17 protein-coding genes are annotated in these 20,899 nt (G+C 64.6%); 13 read left to right on the top strand and 4 right to left on the bottom strand.

The window, feature by feature from the left end; genetic code table 11:
* The first annotated feature begins 267 nt into the window (after nucleotides 1-267).
* The 3 genes from HZZ13_RS20790 (at nucleotide 268) to HZZ13_RS20780 (ending at nucleotide 3,179) form a co-directional block, all read left to right on the top strand.
* The gene (locus HZZ13_RS20790) at nucleotides 268-1,266 is read left to right on the top strand and encodes a TRAP transporter substrate-binding protein (RefSeq protein ID WP_197961400.1); all 999 of its coding nucleotides are present in this window, start codon (nucleotides 268-270) and stop codon (nucleotides 1,264-1,266) included.
* Between the two features lie 81 nt (nucleotides 1,267-1,347).
* Nucleotides 1,348-1,863, top strand: a complete 516-nt coding sequence (locus HZZ13_RS20785) for a TRAP transporter small permease (RefSeq protein ID WP_197961399.1) — start codon at nucleotides 1,348-1,350, stop codon at nucleotides 1,861-1,863.
* On the top strand, nucleotides 1,860-3,179 hold the full coding sequence (locus HZZ13_RS20780) for a TRAP transporter large permease (protein WP_197961398.1): 1,320 nt from the start codon (nucleotides 1,860-1,862) through the stop codon (nucleotides 3,177-3,179). Before HZZ13_RS20785 ends, HZZ13_RS20780 begins: the two co-directional genes overlap by 4 nt.
* Nucleotides 3,180-3,230: 51 nt before the next feature.
* On the opposite strand, the gene HZZ13_RS20775 is transcribed toward HZZ13_RS20780, so the two are convergent.
* A complete protein-coding gene (locus tag HZZ13_RS20775; protein WP_197961397.1) occupies nucleotides 3,231-4,505 on the bottom strand; it encodes a serine hydrolase domain-containing protein in 1,275 nt (424 codons plus the stop codon).
* A 158-nt stretch (nucleotides 4,506-4,663) separates the two neighbouring features.
* Here HZZ13_RS20775 and HZZ13_RS20770 point away from each other — a divergent pair, with 158 nt between their 5' ends.
* Nucleotides 4,664-5,581: an intradiol ring-cleavage dioxygenase gene (locus HZZ13_RS20770; protein ID WP_197961396.1), complete on the top strand. Its 918-nt coding sequence runs from the start codon at nucleotides 4,664-4,666 to the stop codon at nucleotides 5,579-5,581.
* A gap of 24 nt (nucleotides 5,582-5,605) precedes the next feature.
* Here the strand turns inward: HZZ13_RS20770 and HZZ13_RS20765 are convergent, their stop codons facing one another.
* Nucleotides 5,606-6,499, bottom strand: coding sequence for a LysR family transcriptional regulator (locus HZZ13_RS20765; RefSeq protein WP_197961395.1), 894 nt, complete (start codon nucleotides 6,497-6,499; stop codon nucleotides 5,606-5,608).
* Nucleotides 6,500-6,602: 103 nt separating this feature from the next.
* Here HZZ13_RS20765 and HZZ13_RS20760 point away from each other — a divergent pair, with 103 nt between their 5' ends.
* Together HZZ13_RS20760 and HZZ13_RS20755 are read left to right on the top strand one after the other, a co-directional pair.
* Nucleotides 6,603-7,472: an SDR family oxidoreductase gene (locus tag HZZ13_RS20760; protein ID WP_197961394.1), complete on the top strand. Its 870-nt coding sequence runs from the start codon at nucleotides 6,603-6,605 to the stop codon at nucleotides 7,470-7,472.
* A 39-nt stretch (nucleotides 7,473-7,511) separates the two neighbouring features.
* Complete coding sequence (locus HZZ13_RS20755) at nucleotides 7,512-7,985, top strand: SRPBCC family protein (RefSeq protein ID WP_197961393.1); 474 nt, start codon at nucleotides 7,512-7,514, stop codon at nucleotides 7,983-7,985.
* A gap of 95 nt (nucleotides 7,986-8,080) precedes the next feature.
* On the opposite strand, the gene HZZ13_RS20750 is transcribed toward HZZ13_RS20755, so the two are convergent.
* Nucleotides 8,081-9,808: a bifunctional protein-serine/threonine kinase/phosphatase gene (locus HZZ13_RS20750; protein ID WP_197961392.1), complete on the bottom strand. Its 1,728-nt coding sequence runs from the start codon at nucleotides 9,806-9,808 to the stop codon at nucleotides 8,081-8,083.
* A 67-nt stretch (nucleotides 9,809-9,875) separates the two neighbouring features.
* The gene (locus HZZ13_RS20745; RefSeq protein WP_197961391.1) at nucleotides 9,876-10,715 is read right to left on the bottom strand and encodes a formate/nitrite transporter family protein; all 840 of its coding nucleotides are present in this window, start codon (nucleotides 10,713-10,715) and stop codon (nucleotides 9,876-9,878) included.
* Nucleotides 10,716-11,391: 676 nt separating this feature from the next.
* Here HZZ13_RS20745 and HZZ13_RS20740 point away from each other — a divergent pair.
* The 7 genes from HZZ13_RS20740 to HZZ13_RS20710 all read left to right on the top strand — a co-directional run bounded on the left by HZZ13_RS20740 (nucleotide 11,392) and on the right by HZZ13_RS20710 (nucleotide 20,705).
* A complete protein-coding gene (locus HZZ13_RS20740; RefSeq protein WP_197961390.1) occupies nucleotides 11,392-12,711 on the top strand; it encodes a CmpA/NrtA family ABC transporter substrate-binding protein in 1,320 nt (439 codons plus the stop codon).
* 65 nt (nucleotides 12,712-12,776) lie between these two features.
* Nucleotides 12,777-13,673: a nitrate ABC transporter permease gene (gene ntrB, locus HZZ13_RS20735; protein ID WP_197961389.1), complete on the top strand. Its 897-nt coding sequence runs from the start codon at nucleotides 12,777-12,779 to the stop codon at nucleotides 13,671-13,673.
* Nucleotides 13,674-13,684: 11 nt separating this feature from the next.
* Nucleotides 13,685-14,479, top strand: coding sequence for an ABC transporter ATP-binding protein (locus tag HZZ13_RS20730; RefSeq protein ID WP_197961388.1), 795 nt, complete (start codon nucleotides 13,685-13,687; stop codon nucleotides 14,477-14,479).
* Between the two features lie 340 nt (nucleotides 14,480-14,819).
* Nucleotides 14,820-16,211: an MFS transporter gene (locus HZZ13_RS20725; RefSeq protein ID WP_197961387.1), complete on the top strand. Its 1,392-nt coding sequence runs from the start codon at nucleotides 14,820-14,822 to the stop codon at nucleotides 16,209-16,211.
* Between the two features lie 130 nt (nucleotides 16,212-16,341).
* Nucleotides 16,342-16,770 carry a globin family protein gene (locus tag HZZ13_RS20720; RefSeq protein ID WP_036004577.1) on the top strand — a complete coding sequence of 143 codons (429 nt, stop codon included), beginning with the start codon at nucleotides 16,342-16,344 and terminating at the stop codon, nucleotides 16,768-16,770.
* 10 nt (nucleotides 16,771-16,780) lie between these two features.
* A complete protein-coding gene (locus tag HZZ13_RS20715; protein WP_197961386.1) occupies nucleotides 16,781-17,998 on the top strand; it encodes an NAD(P)/FAD-dependent oxidoreductase in 1,218 nt (405 codons plus the stop codon).
* 1 nt (nucleotide 17,999) lies between these two features.
* On the top strand, nucleotides 18,000-20,705 hold the full coding sequence (locus HZZ13_RS20710) for a nitrate reductase (RefSeq protein WP_197961385.1): 2,706 nt from the start codon (nucleotides 18,000-18,002) through the stop codon (nucleotides 20,703-20,705).
* The last annotated feature ends 194 nt before the right edge of the window (nucleotides 20,706-20,899 follow it).

The following is a 20,899-nucleotide window of genomic DNA, read 5'->3' as shown; positions in this document are numbered from 1 at the left end:
GTCATGCGATGAAATCCGGGAGGGCGGCCGCCGCCGAGACGGCCGCTCTCCCGTCACGCGGTTTCGTGCATCAGAGCCCGCCGGCCGGAGCCCAAGTTGCAGTGCAACAGCTGTTGCCGGGCGCCCCCGCGAGGAAGGGGCCCGCCAGCGCACGTGAAATGACTTCCGTCCCGGCGAGGTTTTTCATACGCTTGCCTCTCGCAAGCCGCATAACGGCTGCGCTCACGGCCCGGCGACAGGGCCGGAGCATCAAAGGGAGGGGAGACGATGAAGCGAAGGTCATTTCTCGCTGGTGTCGGTGCAACCAGTGCGGCAGCTGCCATCGGCATGCCGTCGATCCTGAGGGCGCAAGCCCCGATCACGCTGAACGGTGCCGTGCAGTTCAATGACGACCATGCCTTCAACCGGGCCCTGCTGCGGTTCGAGGAGCTGGTGAAGAAATATTACGGCAAGCCCGTCAATTTCACCCTGCACAGGAACTCCTCGCTCGGCCTCGAGAAGCAGTATTTCGAGTACATGTCGCAGGGCAAGGCAGTCGATTACGGCATCGTCTCGCCGGCCCACATGTCGACCTTCGCCAAGGCGGCCCCGTTCATCGATGCGCCCTTCGTGTTCAAGGGCATCGAGCACATGAACAAGGTGGTCGAAGCCAACATCCTGGCGCCGATCGCCGACGAGGTCGCGGCCAAGGCCGAGGTGGTTCTGATCGGCTATGCCGGCGGCGGCATCCGCAACATCTTCGCCAACAAGCCGCTCAAGAACCTCGCCGATCTCAAGGGTCTCAAGGTGCGCGTGCAGGGCGCGCCGATCTGGTCGAAGACCTTTGCGGCCATCGGCATGAGCCCGACCGTGATCGCCTACAACGAGATCTACAATGCGATCCAGAACGGCGTCATCTCGGCCGGCGAGAACGAGGCGGCCGGCGTCGAGGCGATGAAATTCTACGAAGTGGCGCCGTATCTCAACCTGACCCAGCACGCCGTGTCGATCCGGCCGATCTGCTTCTCGGTGAAGACGCTGAAGACCCTGCCCAAGGATCTGCAGGACGCGATCATGAAGGCGGGCAAGGAGGCCGGAGATTACGGGCGCCAGCTCGAGTCGAGCGAGGAGGTCGTCAAGCTCGACACGCTGGAGAAGGCCGGCAAGCTCAAGCGCGTTCCGTTCGAGGAGCGGGATGCCATGAAGAAGCTCGCCGATCCCGTGATGGTCACCTACGCCAAGGAGATCGGCGCGGAAGGCATTTTCGAGAAGATCAACGTCGTCTGAGGCCGCCCCTCCGCCGACACCATTCCGGGCAGGCCCCGCTTCCTGCCCGGACGTGGCGGATGAGTGCCATACGGAGCTCCAATGTCCGAGATGCAGGTCCCGTCCACACCGTCGCTGTGGCGTCGCGTCACTGCGGCCTATGCGAAGTTGCTGCAATTCCTGCTGGCCGCCTGCGTCGGCATCCTGGTCGTTCCCGTCACGTTGCAGATCGTCTCACGCTACACACCGTTCATCCCCTCCTACATCTGGACGGAGGAGATGGCGCGGTTCCTGTTCGTCTGGACGATCATGATCGGCGCCATGGTGGGCATCCGCGAGGCACAGCATTTCGAGGTCGACGTGTGGCCCGACCTGTCGCGGCGGTCGGAGGCCGCGGTGCGGATCACCGCGCGGCTCGGCGTGCTGGCACTGGCCCTCGTGTTCGTGTGGGCCGGAATCGAATTCACACGGTTCGCCTGGAACAGGACGTCGGAGCTGGCCGATCTGCCGCTCTGGCTGATCCACGTCGCTTGGCCGGTGGCCGGCGTGACCTGGATCGTGTTTGCGGGCGAACAGATCCTTGATGAAATGCGCGTTCTGGTCGGGGCACAGCGATGAGCGGCACTGTACTTTCTGCCGGACAGGCCGCCATGGTGCTGTTCGGGGTTTTCATCGGCCTGCTGATCGTGCGCGTGCCGGTCGCGTTCGCGCTCGGCCTTGCCTGCGTGCCGATCCTTCTGATCGAGCCGCGCCTGTCGCTGATGATGCTCGCGCAGGAAACCTTCAACGCCTACAATTCCTTCATCCTGCTCGCGGTGCCGTTTTTCCTCTTGACGGCGAACCTGATGAGCATCGGCGGCATCACCGACCGTCTGGTGGCGCTGTCGCGCTCAATGGTCGGGCACTGGCCGGGATCGCTGGCGCAGATCAACGTCGTGCTGTCGGTGTTCTTCGCCGGCATCTCCGGCTCCTCGACGGCCGATGCCGCCAGCCAGTCCAAGATCTTCATCGATGCACAGAGCAAGGAGGGCTACGACCTTTCGTTCTCCATTGCCATCACGGCGGTGTCGGCGGTGCTTGCCGTCATCATCCCGCCGTCGATCCTGATGATCGTCTGGGGCGGACTGATCTCGACCTCGATTGCGGCGATGTATCTGGCCGGCATCGTGCCGGGCCTGCTGATCGCGGGCGCGCAGATGGCAACGGTGCATGTTTATGCCGTGCGCCGGGGTTACCCGACCTATCCGAAGGCGACCTGGGTCGAGATGCGATGCGCCATCTGGCGGTCGATACCGGCGCTGATAACGCCGTTCATCATCGTCGGCGGTATTCTGCTCGGCTGGTTCACCGCGACTGAGTCCGCGTGCGTTGCCGTGCTGTATTCCGTAGCGCTCTCCGCGTTCTTCTACCGCGAGACAGGCTTGCGCGAATTGTACAAGGCGTTGCTCGACACCGGGCGGCTCGCCGGCGTGGCGCTGTTTTGCGTCGGCACCGCGAGCGCGTTCGGCTGGCTGCTCGCCTACTACAAGATCCCGCAAGAGCTGCTGGCCAACGTCTCGACCTGGGGGATGGGAGTCGTTGCGGCGGGCTTCTTCATCTCCTTCTGCTTTCTGGTGGTGGGCTGCTTCCTCGACGCCATTCCGGCGATCATCATCGTCGGCACCGTGCTGGAGCCGCTCGCCAAGTCGGTCGATCTCCATCCGGTCCAGTTCGCGATCATCTCCATCGTGTCGCTGGCGTTCGGCCTCGTGACGCCGCCCTACGGCCTCTGTCTGATGATCGCCTGCTCGATCGCGGGCGTGCGGCTGCGCTATGCCCTGAAGGACACGATGATCATGCTGATACCGATGCTGCTCGTTCTGGCGGCGGTTATCGTCTGGCCCAGCGTGTCGCTGTTCCTGCCGCGTCTGATCGTGCCGGAGATGCTCAAGTGAGGGGCGATGGCGCGGTCCCGCGGCCGGCGGCCGCGGGACCGTCGCGACGGGCTACAGATTGCTTTCGGTGATCGCGGCGTAGACCATGCTGCGCAGCTCGCGTCGGATCGGGTAGGCGCTCGACGGCAGCACCTGGGTCATGAAGATCGTGATCAGCTCCTCGGCCGGGTCGATCCAGAACGAGGTCGTGGCCGCGCCGCCCCAATTGTATTCGCCGGGGCTGCCGGCAATCAGCGTCTCGGCCGGACGCATGGTCACTGCAAAGCCGAGGCCGAAGCCGATGCCGTTATAGGCGGCTTCGGAGAACAGCGAGCGCGACACCTCGGGCAGCGCGCGTCCGCCCGGAATGTGGTTGGTCGTCATCAGCGCCAGTGTCTTCGGCCCGATCAGCCTGACGCCGCCGAGCTCGCCGCCATTGAGCAGCGCGCGGCAGAAGGTGAGGTAGTCGGCGACGGTCGAGCACAGGCCACCGCCGCCGGAGATGAACGAAGGCGGCGACAGGAACGAGCTCGTCGTCGGATCGTCCTGGAGCGTCAGCCCCTCGCGGCGCTGGCCGGCATGGAAAGTCATGCCGCCGCCGGGGTCCGCCGAATAGCAGGCCGCGAAGCGATGCGCCTTCGATGCCGGCACGTGGAAATCGGTGTCGGTCATGCCGAGCGGGTCGAGGATGCGCTGTTTCAGGAACTGCTCGAACGGCATGTCGGAGATCTTGCCGATGAGATAGCCGATCACATCGGTCGCAACGGAGTAGTTCCAGGCCTCGCCCGGCGAAAACTCCAGCGGGATCTTGGCCAGGCCCTCGATCATGGTTTGGAGCGTGCCTGACTTCTCGACCTCGCCGATCTTTTCAGTGCGATAGGCGGCATCGACGTTGGAGCGTTGCTGGAAGCCATAGGTGAGCCCAGACGTGTGGCGCAAGAGGTCGACGATCAACATCGGCCGGGACGGCGGCCGGGTCAGGAACGCCGGGTAGGTGCCGGCGACGAACACGCCGAGGTCCTTCCACTCCGGAATGTATTTGGCGACGGGCTCGTCGATCGCGACGAGGCCTTCCTCGACCAGCATCATGAAGGCGACGCTGGTGAGCGGCTTGGTCATGGAATAGATGCGATAGATCGTATCGTCCTTCACCGGTACCTTGCGCTCGACGTCGGCAAAGCCCTGCACCGAGCTGTGCGCGACCTTGCCGCGGCGGTAGACCAGCAGATGCGTGCCCGGGAAGCGGCCGGCATCGATGTACCTGCGCTTAAGATGCGCATCGACACGGTCGAGCGCGGCCTTGGACATGCCGACGGATTCGGGCGAAGCGGGGGTGGGGGCGAGCATCGGTTCCTCCGGGCGTTTTGTCGGAAAGTTGATACCGAAATGGCGGCCGCATTCCAAGTCGGTTGCGCTTAACGAGGCCGGGCCGGCTGGTGTAGACTCGGCCTCGGAACGCAAGGAGCCCGCCAGGGCCAACGAGAAGAATGCGAGGGCAAAGCACCATGACTCAGTTCAGCGAGACCGAACTCACCGAAGCCGTCGTCAGGAGCTTCGACCACACGCCCGATATGCGCGCGAAATTCCTGCTGCAGGAATTGGTGAAGTCGCTGCACGATTACGTGAGCAAGACCGGTCTCACCTTCGCGGAGTGGGAATACGCCATCGATTTCCTGACCCGGACCGGGCAAAAATGCACCGACACCCGCCAGGAATTCATTCTCTTGTCCGACGTGCTCGGCGTCTCCATGCTGGTTGATGCGGTCAACCACAGGGACCGCGACGGTGCGACACAGACAACCGTGCTCGGTCCGTTCTACGTCGGCGAGCACAAGGTGACTGCGCACGGCACCGACATCTCGCCGAACAACCAGACCGGCGAGCGGATGTTCGTGCAGAGCCGCGTCACCGATCTCAACGGCAAGCCGCTCGCCGGCGTTCCCGTCGATGTGTGGCACGCCGACGATGACGGCTTCTACGATTCCCAAAAGCCGAACTACGACGAGGTCGGCGCCTCGGCGCGGGCGCGCTTCATCACCGATGACGATGGGCGCTTCTTCTTCCGCACCATCCTGCCGTGCAGCTATCCGATCCCGACCGATGGTCCGGTCGGCGAGATGATCGTGCAGACCGGCCGCCACCCGATGCGCCCGGCGCACGTGCACTTCCTGGTCAATGCGAAGGGCTTTGAGCCGCTGATCACCCACGTCTTCATCGGCGGCGACAAATATCTGGATTCCGACGTGGTGTTCGGCGTCAAGGACGACCTCGTCGCCAAGGTCGAGCCGCGCAACGATCCTGCGATGCCCGACGGCACCAAGGCGAACGGGCGGTGGCATCTCATGAGTTACGAATTCCACCTCAAGCCCGGCGGCGGCCTGGCGCCGAAGCCGCTGGGGACGAAGGCGGCGGAGCCGGCGTGAGGGCAGGAAATCGGCGCGCAGCGACTATCTTTCGAGATAGGCGGCAAGCTCCTCGGGCGTGCCCTTTGGAAAGGCTTCCTTCAGGAAGTCGAGGAAGGCGGAAACACGTGCGCTCAGCAATCGACGCGACGGGTAGAGCGCCCATAGCTGGATCTCAGGGGCGTCGATATCACCCCAATGGCTCAGCGTGCCGACGGATAGATCGGGACTGACGAGGGACAGGGGAAGGCGTCCAGCACCGACGCCGGCCCTGACCGCATCACGGACCATGATCAGCGATGCGAGGCTCAGCACTGGATCGACTGCAAAACGCAATCGACCAGTCGGCCCCGTCACGTTCCAGGAGATACTCCGGTCACCCGTCCCGCGGACGACGGCGGGCACAGCGCGCTTGTCCTTTGGTCGTTTCAGGTGCGGGCTCGCCACGACCACCAGCCGGTCACGCAGGAAGATGCGACCGACGAGGCTCTCATCCGGATCGGGACCGACCCGGATGACAAGGTCATAACCTTCCTCGACCATGTCGACGGCCCGGTCTTCTGTCGTTATTTCCAGGCGGACCTCCGGATATTTCAGGGCGAAGGCGGCGGCCAGCTTCCCCATGGCGATCTGAGAGAACAGCAATGGTGCGCTGATGCGCAACTTGCCGCGCGGCCTGTTACCTCCGGATGCGATCGCTGCGGCGGTCTCGTCGAGTTCGGTCAGCAACGTCGCGGTCCGCTCGTAAAGCGCGCGTCCTTCCTGGGTGAGTTTCAAGGTGCGCACGCCGCGCTCGAACAGGCGCAGGTTGAGCGCCGCCTCGAGCTCCGCAACCCGGCGGGACAAGGTAGCCTTTGGACGACCCGCGGCACGCGCGGCGCGTCCAAACCCGCCATGCCGGGCGACCAGATTGAAATCGGCGAGGGCCAGGAGATCCATGTGTTCCACCAGTGAGACGGTCTGTCCAAATATACCGTCTATCGGTCAGATTGTGGATCACTAGTTTCGGGGTGTCTTCAAAACCCAACCCGGAGAGACCCCCATGACCATCCTCGTTACCGGCGCCACCGGCACCGTTGGCCGCCACGTCGTCGAACAACTCGTCAAGCGCGGCGCGGATGTCCGCGCGCTCGTCCGCGATCCCGCGAAGGCGAACCTGCCTGCAGAGGTCACCGTCGTGCAGGGCGACCTCCTCGAGGTCGACGCGCTGCGCGGCGCCTTCACGGGAGTCTCGACCCTGTTTCTGCTTAACGGAGTCGTCGCGGATGAATTCACCCAGGCACTGGTCGCGCTCAACGTCGCCCGGGAGGCCGGTGTCGAGCGGGTCGTATACCTGTCGGTGATCCACAGCGATCGCTACGTCAACGTGCCGCACTTTGCCGGCAAGTTCGGTGTCGAGCGCATGATCGAGCAGATGGGCTTCAACGCCACCATCCTGCGCCCGGCCTACTTCATGAACAATGATCTCACGATCAAGGACGTGGTGACCGGGTACGGCATCTATCCGATGCCGATCGGCAGCAAGGGCCTGGCGATGATCGACGCACGTGACATCGGCGAGATCGCCGCGATCGAGCTCATTCGGCGCGAGCGGGCTGCAACTCCGCTTCCGCTCGCACGCTTCAATCTCGTCGGTCCCGATGAGCTGACCGGCGCGAAGGCCGCCGCCATCTGGTCCGAGGCGCTGGGCCGCGAGATCGTCTACCCGGGCGACGACACTGCCGGCTTCGAAAAGAATCTGAGGCAGTTCATGCCGAGCTGGATGGCCTTCGACATGCGCCTGATGAGCGAGCGCTTTCTCACGGAGGGGATGATACCCGATGCCGGCGACGTCGAGCGTCTGACCGAGATGCTGGGCCGCCCTTTGCGCTCCTACCGGGACTTTGTCTCCGAGATCACGGCCTCCGCCTGAGGGCGGCGGCATTCCCCGATCACGTCAAGGAATTCCATCATGATCTATTCGACCGCTACCGTTCCGGTGAATCCGCAGGGCGAGACGCCGCTGAGCCGCGCGCAGGTCTGGCGCGGCCTGGTTCTCAAGGCACGCGATGCCCGCCTGTTCCTTCCGCCCAATCTCTGCACCCGCTGTGAGGTCGTGGAGGAGAGCGCCACACATATCGTGCGTGAAGCCACGATCGCAGGCGGCGATCTGCGCGAAATCGTCAGCTTTGAGCCGGAGCGCAAGGTGACCTTCTTTCAGGCCGCCGGTCCGCGCGAAGGCGCGATCATCAACGAGCTGTTCGAAGATGAAGCGGGAGCGCTGCAATTGCGGTTCTATTGCTACACCGGCCTGCGCGGCAAGACACCATTCGGGCCAGAGGAGCAGGCCGAGCAGGCGCAGTTCGACAGCGACCAGGGCTACAAGGCCGCTCTGCTTTCGACGCTGAAGCGGACTCGCGAACTGCTCGCGGAAGGCAAGCTCTGATCATCACAACCGATCATCAATCTGCGGGATCGTCTCTTCGGAGGCGTCCCGTACTCCGCGGGCGCAGCTCGCAGGCCCGCGGATCTCTCCACGCCTCAGCGCGCGTGCAGCAGCGCCAGCAGCACGACAACGGCGCAGGCGAGCGCGGCCGAGATCAGCTTCCAGAACATCAGCGGGTTGCGCTCGAGGAGAGGCGTGATGCGCGTGTTCAGATAAGCCGGATTGGGATTTCTGAGCTCGAACACGAACTCGGACATGTCCTCGTGGCGCTTGTTGGGATCGGGATGCAGTGCTTTCCTGAGCGCGCCGTCGATCCAGCCCGGGATGCCGCGCTCGGCATCGATCGCGGGGCGGTATCGCAATTTCCACGCGTCCGATCGTCCGCGGATTTTGGCAAGCTGGGCGCCGTAGGGCAGCTGCCCAGTCAGCATCTGGTAGCAGATGGCGGCCAGCGAGAACATGTCGGAGCGGGGCGAGCCGCCTTCGCCCAGGAAATATTCCGGCGCCGTGTACTGGACCGTGCCGAGAATTTCCGCGTCGGCCGACCTTGGCGCCGCTTCGGCGACGCCTGCGACCCTCACCGATCCGAAGTCGATGATCTTGGCGGTGCCGGTCTTGTCGATGAGGACGTTGTCGGGCCGGAGGTCCTGGTGCAGCATCTCCATGCGGTGGAAGGCGCGAAGCCCGGTGGCGATCTGCTCGATGATCCTGCGCACCGTCTCCAGGTCGGGACGCGGATTGTCGAGCATCCATTGCCGCAGCGTCCGCCCCTCGACGAACTCGGTCGCGACGTAGAGATAGTTGCGCCGCGTCGATCGCGATCGCGGCTTGAGCACATACGGACTGTCGATCCGCCGCGCGATCCACTCTTCCATGAGGAAACGTTTCAGATAGGCCTGGTTGTCGCGCAGGTCGATCGAGGGAATCTTGAGCGCGACCGTTTCCTCGGTCTCCGCATCGACCGCGAGGTAGATGTGGCTGCGGCTGCTGCCATGGATCTCCCGGATGATCCGGTAGCCGTCGAACATCGCGCGCGGCTCCAACAGGGGCGGCAGCGGCAGCGTCGAGCTCCGGTCGAAAACGCCCGTTTCCTCCGGCACCGCATCGATCCGCAGGATCTGCACGGTGATGTTGTCGTCGCTGCCGCGCCTATAGGCTTCCTCCACGATCGCCTTCGCCGCGCCGTCGAGCTCGGTTGCATGCTCGTTGATCGCGCTCGTGACGAACCGCGCGTCGACGAACTCGTACGCACCGTCCGTCGCCAGCAGGAAGGTATCGCCGGCCTGGATCTCGACCGTCTGATAGTCGATCTCGAGCTGCGGATTGATGCCGAGCGCGCGGCCGAGATAGGTCTGCTCGGACGAGACGATGATGCGGTGATCGTCGGTCAGCTGCTCGAGCGCCTTGCCGGCGAGGCGGTAGATCCGGCAGTCGCCGACATGGAAGATGTGCGCGGTCGCCGCCTTGATGACCATGGCGCTGAGCGTGCAGACATAGCCCTTGTCGCGGTCGTAGGCATATTGGCTCTTGCGCGTCTGCGCATGCAGCCAGGAATTGGTCGCCTCCAGCACGCGGCGGGCGGAGGTCTTCACCGTCCACGATTCCGACGTGCAATAATAATCCATCAGGAAGCTCTTGACCGCCGACTCGCTGGCGATCTGGCTCACCGTGCTCGAGGAGATGCCGTCGGCGAGGACGGCCGCGATGCCCTTCAGGCTGAGCAGCGGCTCCTCCGGAATCAGGACGCCGTGAAAGTCCTGGTTGATGGGCTTGCGACCCTTGTCGGAGTGCTGGCCGATCGAGATCTGCAGTCCGCGGGACATCGTCGCCACCAAGGCAAAGAGAGCCTCACCCTACACGGGCGAGGCTCTCTTGTTGAGGTGCGTGTGATCAGGCCGCGACGCGGGGCTTTGCAGCCTTGTCGACCTGACGCTTCGGCAGAGTCATGACATGGGTGGCATAGAGGGTCATGCCGGTGAAGGCGAGGCCGCCGACGAGGTTGCCGAGCACGGTCGGGATCTCGTTCCAGATCAGATAATCCATGATCGAGAACTTCGCGCCGAGCAGCAGGCCCGACGGGAACAGGAACATGTTCACGACGGAATGCTCGAACACCATGTAGAAGAACACCAGGATCGGCATCCACATCGCGATGACCTTGCCGGGAACGGAGGTCGAGATCATGGCGCCGACGACGCCGGTCGAGACCATCCAGTTGCAGAGCATGCCGCGCATGAACAGCGTCGCCATGCCGGCCGCGCCGTGCGCGGCATAGCCGAGCGTTCGGCCCTCGCCGATAGTGCCGATGGCCGCGCCGACCTTGTCGGGTGCCTGCGTGAAGCCGAAGGTGGTGACGAACGCCATCATGAAGGCGACGGTGAAGGCGCCGGCGAAATTGCCGACGAAGACGAGGCCCCAATTGCGCAGCACGCCGTTGAGCGTGACGCCCGGGCGCTTGTCGATCAGCGCGAGCGGCGAGAGCACGAACACGCCGGTCAGGAGGTCGAAGCCCAGGAGATAAAGCATGACGAAGCCGACCGGGAACAAGAGCGCGCCGACCAGCGGCTGGCCGGTGTTCACGTTGATCGTGACGGCAAACCAGGCTGCGAGCGCCAGGATCGCGCCGGCCATGTAGGCGCGGATGATGGTATCCCGGGTGGACATGAAGATCTTGGACTCGCCCGCATCCACCATCTTGGTGACGAATTCCGAAGGCGCGAGATACGACATCAATGGTTCCTTTTGCTTCGCAAGTGAGTGGACACGCCCCTGGCGAGAGCGCGGCTGAACGTCATCGGCCGTGCGGGCAGCCTGCCGCGCACGAGGGCTATGGAAAGTCTGGATGCTCAGGGAATCGCGTCACGAGGACTCTGAAGCCGGGAGACCGCGAAGCAGGTGAGCTTCCGGGAAGCAGCCGCCAGAGGCTGCATCAATGCGGCGACGCCGCAGTCTTCGTTGACGCCAAATAGAGAAGCAAGTTGCGTGCCGCGACAGCGCGCCAGGAATATAGAGCAATTTCAATGCGATCCCATTCTGCTTGATTTCGTTTGGACGTCTTCGCGGCCTCTTGATTGAGCTGCTGCACAAGCTTTGTGCGTCGCACAAGGAATGTGCAGATCGCAAATTTCGCATGCGGAACCGGCCTGCGACAGTTTGGCGCTAGCGTCGCAATCGATTGAATTATCTTCGTTTTTCAGAGCGGTCATGCTTGGCACGAAGCTTGAATAGTTCCAGCCGACGCCATTGAAGCCGTCCCGCGAGACTTCTCATCCGATTTGCTGACGCCACCAGACGGGGGTTCCCGTCGCGCGTTCGCATGCGCCAAGGACGGCGCGACCGGACGGACGGGCTGCTCGCGCGCACAGCCGCAAATCATTCCGCAACGACGCAAAGGACGACACTGCCTATGACCATGCGCACTCGCCGGCCCTCGGAAACGGGCCTTAGCCGCCGTCAATTGTTGAAGGCCACCGGTTCGACCGCCGCACTGCTCGCCGCCGCCAAACTGAATTTCCCCGCCGGCGCCTTCGCGCAGGACGCAGGCCCCGAGGTCAAGGGCGCCAAGCTCGGCTTCATTGCGCTCTCCGATGCCGGCCCGCTGTTCGTCGCCAAGGACAAGGGCTTCTTCGCCAAGCACGGCGTGCCCGACACCGACGTGCAGAAGCAGGCGTCCTGGGGCACCACGCGCGACAACCTCGTGCTCGGCTCCGAAGGCAACGGCATCGACGGCGCGCACATCCTCACCCCGATGCCGTATCTGATCTCGGCCGGCAAGGTGACGCAGAACAACCAGCCGACGCCGATGTACATCCTGGCGCGGCTCAATCTCGATGCCCAGTGCATCTCGGTCGCCAAGGAATATGCCGACCTCAAGCTCGGCACCGATGCGGCGCCGTTCAAGGCGGCCCTGGAGAGGAAGAAGGCGTCCGGCAAGGCCGTGAAGGCTGCGATGACCTTCCCCGGCGGCACCCACGATCTGTGGATCCGCTACTGGCTCGCCGCCGGCGGCATCGATCCCGACAAGGACATCGAGACCATCGTGGTGCCGCCGCCGCAGATGGTGGCGAACATGAAGGTCGGTACCATGGACTGCTTCTGCGTGGGTGAGCCCTGGAATCTTCAGCTCATTCACCAGGGCATCGGCTACACCGCGGTGAACACCGGTGAGATCTGGAACAAGCATCCGGAGAAATCCTTCGGCATGCGCGCGGCCTTCGTCGACAAGTATCCCAAGGCCACCAAGGCGATCCTGATGGCCGTGCTGGAAGCCCAGCAATGGGCCGACAAGGCCGAGAACAAGCAGGAACTCGCCGCCATCATGGCCAAGCGGCAGTGGATCAACTGCCCGGTCGAGGACGTCTTCGATCGTACCGCCGGCAAGTTCGACTACGGCATTCCCGGCAAGGTGGTCGAGAACTCGCCGCACATCATGAAGTACTGGCGCGATCATGCCTCCTATCCGTTCCAGAGCCACGACCTCTGGTTCCTCACCGAGGACATCCGCTGGGGCAAGTATGAGCCGAACTTCGACACCAAGGCACTGATCGCCAAGGTCAACCGTGAGGACATGTGGCGCGACGCGGCCAAGGCCCTCGGCGTCGCCGCCGCCGACATTCCTGCGTCCACCTCGCGCGGCAAGGAGACCTTCTTCGACGGCAAGGTGTTCGATCCGGAAAATCCAGCCGCCTATCTGAAGTCGCTCGCGATCAAGCGCGTCGAAGTCTGATGGAGCCATGCGGCCGCCTTTGAAAGGCGGCCGCATCGTCCTTGCCACGCCGGAGAGAGATAGCGATGAACATGACTGTCACGAAGATCGAGGTTGAGACCGCGACGCCTGCCGCAACGGCTGCGCCGGTCGTCGCGCTGACGCCCAAGCGTCCCCCGCGCGCCGAAGCTTACGCACGCATGGCACGCGAGACGGCCGTGCGCGTGATCCCGCCGCTGGTCGTGATCGCGCTGCTGACCCTGGTGTGGGAGCTGGTCTGCAGGAGAGCCGGTTCGGCGCTGCCGCCGCCGTCAAAAGTGTTTGCGGATACCAGGGAGCTGATCTTCGATCCGTTCTTCGATCATGGCGGCATCGACAAAGGCCTGTTCTGGCATCTGTCCGCCAGTCTCCAGCGCGTCGCCTTCGGCTACTCGCTTTCGGCCATCGCCGGCATCGCGCTCGGCGTGCTGGTCGGGCAGTCGGTCTGGGCGATGCGCGGGCTCGATCCGCTGTTCCAGGTGCTGCGCACCATTCCGCCGCTGGCCTGGCTGCCGCTGTCGCTCGCGGCCTTCCGCGACGGCCAGCCTAGCGCGATCTTCGTCATCTTCATCACCTCGATCTGGCCGATCATCATCAACACCGCAGTCGGCATTCGCAACATCCCGCAGGACTACCGCAACGTCGCCGCGGTGGTGCAGCTCAATCCGCTGGAATTCTTCGCAAAGATCATGATCCCCGCAGCGGCGCCCTACATCTTCACGGGCCTGCGCATCGGCATCGGCCTGTCGTGGCTCGCCATCGTCGCCGCCGAAATGCTGATCGGTGGCGTCGGCATCGGCTTCTTCATCTGGGACGCCTGGAACTCCTCGCATATCAGCGAGATCATCCTGGCGCTGTTCTATGTCGGCATCGTCGGCTTCGTGCTCGACCGGCTGATCGCAGGCCTCGGTAAGGTCGTCACCCGCGGCACCGCGCAGAACTGAGGAGAGGGGACATGACCGCCTATTTGAAGCTCGACCACATCGACAAGGTCTTCACCCGCGGCGCCGCCACCACGGAGGTGCTCAAGGACATCAACCTGACGATCGAGAAGGGCGAATACGTCTCGATCATCGGCCATTCCGGCTGCGGCAAGTCGACCCTGCTCAACATCATCGCAGGGCTGACCGGCGCCACCACGGGTGGCGTGCTGCTGGAAAACCGCGAGGTGAACTCGCCGGGGCCTGACCGCGCCGTGGTGTTCCAGAACCACAGCCTGCTGCCGTGGCTGACCGTCTACGAGAACGTCAGGCTCGGCGTCGACAAGGTCTTCGCCAAGACCAAGTCACGTGCCGAGCGCGATGCCTGGGTGATGCACAATCTCAACCTCGTGCAGATGGCCCATGCCAGGGACAAGCGTCCGTCCGAAATCTCCGGCGGCATGAAGCAGCGCGTCGGCATCGCCCGGGCGCTGGCCATGGAGCCGAAAGTGCTGTTGCTGGACGAGCCGTTCGGCGCGCTCGATGCGCTGACCCGTGCGCATCTGCAGGACTCGGTGATGGCGCTGCATCAGAAGCTCGGCAACACCATCCTGATGATCACCCACGACGTCGATGAAGCCGTGCTGTTGTCCGATCGCATCGTGATGATGACCAACGGACCGAGCGCGCGCATCGGCGAGGTGCTGGAGGTGCCGCTGGCGCGGCCGCGCAAGCGGCTCGAGCTTGCGACCAACGCCACCTATCTGAGGTGTCGCCAGCGCGTGCTCGAATTCCTCTACGAGCGTCATCGCTTCGTCGAAGCCGCGTAAATCACGCGTTAACGCGAGATGTGCCCGCGCCTAATTAATCGACATGAAGCTCAATCCTTGTGCGTCGCACAGGGATTGAGCGAATCGCAAATTTAGCGTGCGGAAACGCCCTGCAAACAATTCGGGCAATACGAATAACGTGCTGAAATCCCTGTCTTTCCTGCGTATGCGCAACTGGCACGGAAATTGAAGCGTCTTTGCGCGACGCCAACGACGACGTCCCTCAACATCATCAATCAGCATCGTGAACTCGCCACCGGGGGTGAAGCCTCGGAGCGCGCCTCCGTGACCGGAGGCAGAGCCTGCAACGACGCAGCGGTGAGCCTGGAAGGGATACTCAATGACGAACAATCCGACCCTGAACTCCAGCTGGATTTCAGACTGGCGCCCCGAGGATGAGGCGTTCTGGAACACGACCGGCAAGTCGATCGCGCGGCGCAACCTGATCTGGTCCATCGTGGCCGAACACATCGGCTTCTCGGTCTGGCTGATCTGGAGCATCGTCACCACCAAGCTGCCGCAGGCCGGCTTCCACTACACGACCGACCAGCTGTTCCAGCTCGTCGCCCTGCCGGGCCTGATCGGCGCCTTCATGCGCTTTCCCTACACTTTCGCGGTGACGACGTTCGGCGGCCGCAACTGGACCATCTTCAGCGCAGCGATCCTGTTCATCCCGACCTTGTCGCTTGCCTATTTCGTCAGCCAGCCCGACACGCCGTTCTGGCTCATGCTGCTGGTCGCCTCGACCGCGGGTCTCGGCGGCGGCAATTTCGCCTCCAGCATGACCAACATCTCCTTCTTCTTTCCCGACCGGATGAAGGGATGGGCGCTCGGCCTCAACGCGGCCGGCGGCAATATCGGTGTCTCCAGCGTGCAGCTGCTGACCCCGATCCTGATGACGCTCGCCGTCTTCAACCTGTACCAGGCAACGCCCGTCGACGGCATCTTCCTGCAGAATGCCGGCCTGATGTGGGTGCTGCCGATCGCAATCGCGGTGTTCGGCGCGGTGTTCTTCATGAACAACCTCACCACGGCGAAATCGTCGGTGAAGAACCAGCTCGCGATCGTGGGGCGCAAGCACACCTGGATCATGGCCTATCTCTACATCGGCACGTTCGGGTCCTTCATCGGCTATTCGGCGGCATTTCCGTTGCTGCTCAAGACGCAATTCCCCACCGTGACGATCTCGATCGCCTTCCTCGGCCCGCTGGTCGGCTCGCTATCGCGTCCGCTCGGCGGCTGGCTCGCAGACCGGGTCGGCGGCTCCATCATCACGTTCTGGAATTTCATCCTGATGGCGGGCGCAACGGTCGGCGCGCTCTACTTCGTCGGGCACAAGGATTTCATCGGCTTCCTGTCGATGTTCCTGATCCTGTTCGTGACGACGGGCATCGGCAACGGCTCGACCTACCGCATGATCCCCTCGATCTTCCGCGAGGAGAATCTGTTCAAGGTGCGCAGCAAGGGCGATGCGGCACGCAGCGCCGCCCTGAAGACCGCGAGCATCGAGAGCGGGGCGGCGGTCGGCTTCATCGGCGCGATCGGTGCCGTCGGCGGCTACCTGATCCCGAGCGGCTTCGGCAAGTCAATCGCCATGACCGGGGGGCCGCAGCTCGCGCTCGCGATCTATCTCGGCTTCTACGGCTCCTGCCTCGCTCTGACCTGGTGGTTCTACCTGCGTCGCAGCCCGCAGGGCGAAGGCGCGCCAAGCCTCGCCGAGGCGCGTGTGTGAGCACGACAAATTGGCACGATTGTCGCTTCTCCCCGTACGCGGGGAGAAATCTCTCTGATGACGTTTGATCCATGAACTTCTTCCGCAATGGCGCGGACGAAGGCAGACCGAAACAGACAGGAGAACATTTATGACGCCCGAGCAGATTACCCTCATTCAGCAGAGCTTCGCCAAGGTCGCGCCGATCTCGGAAGCGGCCGCGGTGCTGTTCTACGACCGTCTGTTCGAGGTGGCGCCCTCCGTGCGCGCGATGTTTCCGGAGGACATGACCGAGCAGCGCAAGAAGCTGATGGGCATGCTCGCCGCCGTGGTCGGCGGCCTGTCGAACCTGGAGTCGATTCTTCCCGCGGCCTCCGCGCTCGCCAAGCGTCACGTCGATTATGGCGCCAAGGCCGAGCACTACCCCGTGGTCGGCGCGACCTTGCTGTGGACGCTCGAGAAGGGTCTCGGCGAAGCCTGGACGCCAGAACTCGCCGCAGCCTGGACCGACGCCTACGGCGTGCTGTCCGGCTACATGATGTCCGAGGCCTACGGCGCGCAAGCGCAGGCCGCCGAATAGGAGATGCCTTGTGAGTGAACCGCTGGTCATCGTCGGTAACGGTATGGCGGCCGCGCGTCTGGTCGATGAGCTCGCCAAGACTGCGCTCGGTCGCTACGCGGTCGCCGTGATCGGCGAAGAGCCGCGGCTCGCTTACAATCGCGTGCTGCTGTCCTCCGTGCTGGCCGGCGAGACCGGCTCGCACGAGATCGAGCTGCGGCCGGCCGATTGGTGGCGAAACCGCGGGGTCACGGTGCGCTACGGCTATCGCGTCACCGAGATCGATGTCGGCCGCCGCGAGCTCAAGATCGCGGGCGAGGAGAGCATGGAATATTCCAAGCTCGTCCTCGCCACCGGATCGACGCCGCTGCGGCTCAACGTGCCGGGGGCCGATCTTGCCGGCGTGCACACATTTCGCGACACCCGCGACGTCGACCTGCTGCTGACGCTGGCCGCGGCCAGGAAGCGCGTCGTCGTCGTCGGCGGCGGCCTGCTCGGGCTCGAAGCGGCCTACGGCCTCGCCAAGGCCGGCGCGCCGGTGACGCTGCTGCACCTGATGGATCGGCTGATGGAGCGTCAGCTCGATGGGCCCGCGGCCGACCTGCTCAAGACGCTGGTCGAGCGCAAGGGCATCCGCGTCATGCTCAATGCCGCGACGGCCTGCATCCACGGCGACGGCCACGTCCAGGCCGTCGAGCTCGCCGACGGTAGCCGTATCGAGGCCGATGCGGTGATCTTCGCCGCGGGCATCAAGCCGAACGTTGCGCTGGCGAAGGAGGCGGGGATCGCGGTCAACCGCGGCGTCGTCGTCAACGACGTGATGCAGACCTCCTCGTCCGACATCTTTGCGCTCGGCGAATGCGCCGAGCATCGCGGCACCTGCTATGGCCTGGTCGAGCCGGCCTACGAGCAGGCGCGCGTGCTGGCGCGGCATCTGGCCGGCCGGCCCGCCACCTATCATGGCAGCGTGGTCTCGACCAATCTGAAGGTCTCCGGCGTCAGCGTGTTCTCTGCCGGCGACTTCATGGGCGGGGAGGGCAGCGAGAGTCTCGTGCTGTCGGACCGCAGGCGCGGCACCTACAAGAAGCTCGTCGTCGCCGACGGCCGGCTCACCGGGGCCGTACTGATCGGCGATACAATCGATGCACTCTGGTACCTCGAGCTGATCCGTAATCGCGACAAGGTCACGGCGATCCGCACCGACATGATGTTCGGCCGCGCGCTGGCGCAGCCTTCGAAAGCGGCGTGATATGACGGCGATCGATCCAAATCTCCGCACCACCAAGACCACCTGTCCCTATTGCGGCGTCGGCTGCGGCGTGCTCGCGACGCCCGACAGCAAGGGCGGCGCGGCGATCGCGGGCGACCCCGACCACCCCGCCAATTTCGGCCGGCTGTGCTCGAAAGGCTCGGCGCTCGGCGAGACCGTCGGGCTGGAAGGGCGGCTGCTCTATCCCATGATCCGCTGCAAGGGCGTGCTGGAGCGCGTCGCCTGGAGCGATGCGCTGGACCACGTCGCGCATCGCATGCAGCACATCGTGGCGCGCGACGGCGCGGACGCAGTCGCGTTCTATCTCTCCGGCCAGCTGCTGACCGAGGACTATTACGTCGCCAACAAGCTGATGAAGGGGTTTGTCGGCACCGCCAATGTGGACACCAATTCGCGGCTCTGCATGTCGTCCTCGGTCGCGGGCCATCGCCGTGCCTTCGGCGCCGATACCGTGCCCGGCTGCTACGAGGATCTCGACCAAGCTGACCTGCTGGTCTTCGTCGGCTCGAACGCGGCCTGGTGCCATCCGGTGCTGTTCCAGCGCATGCTGAAGAACCGACAGGAGCGCGGCGCCCGCATGATCGTGATCGATCCGCGCCGCACCGACACCGCCAGCGACGTCGACCTGTTCCTTGGCCTCAAGCCCGGCACCGACACCGCATTGTTCTCCGGCCTGTTCGTGCATCTCGCCGACAATGGCGCGCTGGACCAGGACTACATCGCGCAGAATACGTCCGGCTTCGACGAAGCGCTGGCGCGCGCGCGCAGCATCGCCGGCAGCGTCACTGCGACCGCGCTCGCCACGGGCCTGTCGGAGCCGGACGTCGCCGCCTTCTTCAGGATGTTCCGCGACACCGAGAAGGTCGTCACGCTCTATTCGCAAGGCGTCAACCAATCGGCGCAGGGCACTGACAAGGTCAACGCCATCCTGAACTGCCATCTCGCCACGGGGCGCATCGGCAAGCCGGGCGCCTCGCCGTTCTCGCTGACCGGCCAGCCCAACGCGATGGGCGGCCGCGAGGTCGGCGGCCTCGCCAACATGCTCGCCGCCCATATGAGCTTCACGCCGCCCGACATCGACCGTGTCAGGCGGTTCTGGAAGGCGCCGCGCATCGCCACCCATGAGGGGCTGAAGGCGGTGCAGCTGTTCGAGGCGATCAATCGCGGCGAGGTCAAGGCGCTCTGGGTGATGGGCACCAACCCCGCGGTGTCGCTGCCCGATGCCGACATGGTGCGCGAGGCCCTGAAGAAGCTCGAACTGTTCGTGGTCTCCGAGAACGTGCTCTGCAATGACACGGTCGAGGCCGGCCCGCACGTGCTATTGCCGGCGCTGGCCTGGGGCGAGAAGTCGGGCACGGTGACCAATTCGGAGCGGCGCATCTCGCGCCAGCGCGCGTTCCTGCCGGCGCCGGGTGAGGCGCGACCCGATTGGTGGATCCTGAGCGAGACCGCAAGGCGCCTCGGCTTCGGCGACAGCTTCAATTACAAATCGGCTGCCGATATCTTCCGCGAGCACGCCGCGCTCTCGGCCTTCGAGAACAATGGCAGCCGCGATTTCGACATCGGCGCGCTGACCTCGCTGTCGGACGAAGCCTTCGACGGTTTGAAGCCGGTGCAATGGCCGGTGCGCGAAGGCGGCACGCCCGGCGAGCGCTTCTTCGCGCAAGGCGGCTTTTTCACCAATGACGGCAAGGGCCGCTTCGTTGCGCCGGAGGTGCCGGCGCTGCGCGGCGAGACTGGCCCGTCGCGCCCCCTAAGGCTCAACACCGGGCGCATCCGTGACCAGTGGCACACCATGACGCGCACGGGGCTGAGCCAGCGGCTGGGCGCGCATCTGCCCGAGCCGTTCGTCGAGATCCATCCCGACGACGCCGGCAAATACGGCATCGCCCATGACAGCTATGCCCGCATCACCACCGATTACGGCCAGTGCATCCTGAAGGCCGTCGTCAGCGAGCGGCAGCAGCGCGGCACCCTGTTCGTGCCGATCCACTGGAGCGCGATGAACGCCTCGCATGGCCGCGTCGGCGCGCTGGTGCAGTCCTTCACCGATCCGTTCTCGGGACAGCCGGAAGCCAAGGCGACGCCGGCCGCGATCGCGCCGTACGAGTTCGTGTTCCGCGGTTTTGCCTTATCGCGCAAGCAGCTCGATCTGCCGCAAAACCTGTTGTGGACGCGCGTGACCGTCAGCGGCGGCTTCGGCTATCTCTTCGCCGACAATGCCGATCTCGCCCGCTGGCCCGTCTGGCTCGAGAGCGTCGCCGGCGAGGATGTTGCCGAATATCGCGATTTCGGCGGCGGGGTTTTTCGCGCGGCTTCGTTCGCCGGCGACCGCATCGAGACCTGCCTGTTCGTCGGCCCTGCGCATGATGCCGGCGATTGGGAGGTGGTGAAGAGCCTGTTCGCGGCCGATCAGGTCACCGACGAGCAGCGCCGCATGCTGCTGTCGGGCAGGTCCAGCGAAGGCGCGGCCTCGACCGGCCCCATCGTCTGCGCCTGCTTCGGCGTCGGCCGCGGCACCATCTGCGACAGCATCACTGGCGGCGCGCGCACCGCCGCCGATATCGGCGCCAAGCTCAAGGCCGGCACCAATTGCGGCTCCTGCATCCCCGAGCTGAAGCGCCTGATTGCGACGACGGAAGTGGCGCCGGCCAAGCAGGCGAAGGTCGCAAGCGCGGCGGGGTAGGGCCGCTCCTGTCAGGACGATAAGATGGTCTCGTGCCCCGAACGCGGCGCAGCGCGCAGCGATGCGCTGCAGAGCCGGGGCCCATTCTCTTGGTGATTGTTTAGCCTTCCTGGGTCCCGGCTCTGCGCCGCAACGCTTGCGCGTTGCAGCGCGTCCGGGACACGAGAGCGGCGTGGGCGGCTCCTCCGGCATGC

The sequence above is a fragment of the Bradyrhizobium agreste genome (assembly GCF_016031625.1).
GTDB lineage: Bacteria > Pseudomonadota > Alphaproteobacteria > Rhizobiales > Xanthobacteraceae > Bradyrhizobium > Bradyrhizobium agreste.
The sequence above is the reverse complement of the archived record's forward strand: the minus strand, read 5'-3'. Positions and strand labels throughout refer to the sequence as shown.